The organism is Kineococcus glutinatus (genome assembly GCF_039542765.1).
In the GTDB taxonomy this organism is placed as follows: Bacteria; Actinomycetota; Actinomycetes; order Actinomycetales; family Kineococcaceae; genus Kineococcus_A; species Kineococcus_A glutinatus.
In genome coordinates this window covers 1-2,970 of sequence record NZ_BAABIL010000357.1, presented here as the reverse complement: position 1 = coordinate 2,970, position 2,970 = coordinate 1, and the positions used below count along the sequence as shown (strand labels likewise).

At 80.0% G+C, this 2,970-nt stretch carries 3 protein-coding genes and 1 pseudogene; 3 read left to right on the top strand and 1 reads right to left on the bottom strand.

From position 1 onward, the window contains the following. A partial coding sequence (locus tag ABEB16_RS13495) for an aminotransferase-like domain-containing protein (protein ID WP_345712761.1) occupies positions 1–1,436 on the bottom strand: 1,436 nt, incomplete at its 3' end. 76 nt (positions 1,437–1,512) lie between these two features. Here ABEB16_RS13495 and yczE point away from each other — a divergent pair. From yczE to ABEB16_RS13480, 3 genes and pseudogenes are all read left to right on the top strand, one after another. Then, complete coding sequence (gene yczE / locus ABEB16_RS13490) at positions 1,513–2,178, top strand: membrane protein YczE (protein WP_345712760.1); 666 nt, start codon at positions 1,513–1,515, stop codon at positions 2,176–2,178. Next, positions 2,175–2,759 carry an orotate phosphoribosyltransferase gene (gene pyrE / locus ABEB16_RS13485; RefSeq protein WP_345712759.1) on the top strand — a complete coding sequence of 195 codons (585 nt, stop codon included), beginning with the start codon at positions 2,175–2,177 and terminating at the stop codon, positions 2,757–2,759. The genes yczE and pyrE overlap by 4 nt, the downstream gene beginning before the upstream one ends. Before the next feature lie 3 nt (positions 2,760–2,762). After that, a pseudogene (locus ABEB16_RS13480) lies at positions 2,763–2,970 on the top strand (hypothetical protein); the annotation flags it as partial.

Sequence of the window (2,970 nt, the reverse complement as noted above, 5' to 3'; positions counted from 1 at the left end):
CGCCGCCGCCCGCCGCGCCGGGCGCCGGCCGGTGCGGGCGCCAGCTCCCGCGACCAGGCGTGCAGGTCCCGCACCAGCGGCCCGCAGGCGTCCTCGGCCACCGTGCACGGCAGGCGCAGGAAGCGGTCGTGGGTCCCGCCCAGCCCGAAGCGCGGACCCGGCGCCAGCCGCACCCTGCGCCCCGCCGCCAGCTCCGCCAGCGCCGTCCTCACACCGGCGCCCAGGTCGGCCCACAGCACGAGCCCCCCCGCCGGCGGGCGCACCCGCCACGTCGGGGCGTGCTCGGCGAGCGCCGCCAGCATCGCCGCGCGCCGGCGCCGCACCAGGGCCCGGCGCTCGCCGAGCAGGCCGTCGGCCCGGCGCAGCACCGCCACGGCCAGCAGCTGCTCCAGCACGGGGGAGGCCAGGTCCTGCCCGCCGCGCGCCACCGCCAGCCGCCGCACCACCTCGGCCGGCCCCCGGACCCAGCCGATGCGCAGGCCCGCCCACACCGACTTGCTGAGCGAGCCGACCGTGAGCACCCGCCCGGCGGGGGCCAGGGCGGCCATCGGGGGCGGCGCGCCACCGGGCAGGTCGTCGTCGAGCAGGTCGGCGAACGTCTCGTCGGCCACCACGGTCGCCGTCGGCGGCAGCGCGGCCAGCAGCTCGCGCCGCTGCGCGGCGGAGGCGATCAGGCCCGTGGGGTTCTGCGCGTCGGGGGTCACGTGCACCAGCACCGGCGCGGGCCGGTGCACCGGCAGCTCCCAGCCGTCGGCGCCGACGGGCAGCGCGACGGGGCGCGCGCCGCGGGCCAGGGCCGCGTCCACGACGGAGGGGTAGCTGGGCTGCTCCACGAGGACGCGGTCGCCGGGGCGCACCAGGGCCCGCAGCAGCAGGTCCCAGCCGTGCAGGGCCCCGGCGGTGACGAGGACCTGGGAGGCGTCGGTGGGCAGCCCGCGCCCGCTCAGGTGCGCGGCGACCGCCTCGCGCAGGTCGGGCAGGCCCAGGGGGTGCAGGCCGTGGCCGGCGAGCACGGGCGGCAGGGCGGCGGCGGCCTCGGCGGCCAGCTCGGCCAGCACCGAGGGCGCGGGCAGGGCGGCCACCGCCAGGTCGAGCACCTCGGGGGTGTGCGGGCCGCCCGCACCGGGGTCGGGGGCCGGGCCGGGGACCACGGGGCGCACCGCCCGGGAGCGGGGCAGCACGAGGGTGCTGCCGGCGCCGCGGCGGCTGAGGACGTAGCCCTGCTCGCGCAGCAGGTCGTAGCCGGCGGTCACGGTGGTGCGGCTGGTGCCGAGGGCGGCGGCGAGGTCGCGCTCGGAGGGCAGCCGGCTGCCCGCGGCCAGCCGCCCGTCGAGGAGCAGGGAGCGCAACCCCGTGGCGACGCCGGTGTAGGCGGGGCCGGCGACGAGGTGGGGCGCGAGCAGCCGGGCGAGGCGCTGCGGGGGCAGGACGTGCACGGGCGACCTCCGCGACCGGGCCAACACCCGGCGATTGGCTCTACTGCGACCAGGCCAAGGCTGCCACGCTCGGCACGTGCCCACCACCACCGCCCTCCTGCTGCCGCTGCCCGCCGACCGCCTCGCCCTGCGCCTGGCGGTGCTCTACGGGGGCCTGGCCCTCTTCGGCGCCAGCCACGGGCTGATGCTGCTGGCCGGTCTCGGCGTGCCGCCGTGGGACGTGCTGCACCAGGGCCTCAGCCGCACCTTCGGGATGCAGGTGGGGACCTGGTCGATCGTCGTCGGCGCGCTCGTGCTGCTGCTGTGGCTGCCGCTGCGCCAGCGCCCCGGCCTCGGCACCCTGTCCAACGTCGTCGCCGTCGGCCTCGGGATCAACGCGACCCTCGCCTGGGTCCCCGCACCCACCGGCTGGGCCGGGCGCGGTGCCTTCCTCGTCGCCGGGGTCCTGCTCGCCGCGGTGGCCACCGGCGTCTACATCGGCGCCGGCCTCGGCCCCGGCCCCCGCGACGGGCTCTCCACCGGCCTCGCCGCGCGCGGGCACTCCCTGCGCGTCGTCCGCACCACCGTCGAGGTCGGCGTGCTCGCCGCCGGGTGGCTGCTCGGCGGCACGGTCGGCGCCGGCACCCTGCTGTTCGCCCTGGCCATGGGGCCGCTGACCCACTGGGCGGTCCCCGCCCTGCGGCTGGCCCCCCGCGCGCCGGGTGGAGCGGCTCCCGGCGCCAACTACGCTTCGGCAGCGTGAGCCCGCTACCCGTCCCCGCCGCGCGCGAGCGCCTCGCGGCCCTCGTCGCCGAGCGCGCCGTCGTGCGCGGCCGCGTCACCCTCGCCTCCGGCAAGGAGGCCGACCACTACGTCGACCTGCGCCGCACCAGCCTGGACGGGGAGGCCGCCCCGCTCATCGGGCCCGTGCTGCTCGACCTCGTCGCGGACTGGGACTTCGAGGCCGTCGGGGGCCTGACCCTCGGCGCCGACCCGGTGGCCCTGGCGATGGTGCACGCCGCGAACGCCACCGGCTGGGCCGAGGCCCACGGCGGGCGCCCGCTGGACGCCTTCGTCGTGCGCAAGGCGGAGAAGACCCACGGACTGCAGCGGCGCATCGAGGGGCCGGACGTCGCCGGCCGGCGGGTGCTCGCCGTGGAGGACACCTCCACCACGGGCGGGTCCGTGCTGACCGCGGTGGAGGCGCTGCGCGAGGCCGGGGCCACCGTCGTGGGGGTCGCGGTGATCGTGGACCGCGACACCGGCGCCCGCCAGCGGGTGGAGGCCGCCGGGCTGGAGTACCGCGCCGCCTTCGGGCTGGCCGACCTCGGTCTGGAGGGCTGAGCCGTGGGGACCGCGGGCACCGTCGCGCTCGTCGTCGGCCTGCTGCTGCTCCTCGCCCTCCTGCTGTGGGGCTGGACGACGCGGGCGGCGCTCGTGCGGGTGCGCGACCTCGCCGGGAGCGCGGCCGAGCAGGTCGAGCACCAGCGCGCCCGGCGCGACGAGCTGCAGGCGGCGGCCGCGGCGGGGCCGGACCCCGCCGCCCGCCGCGCCC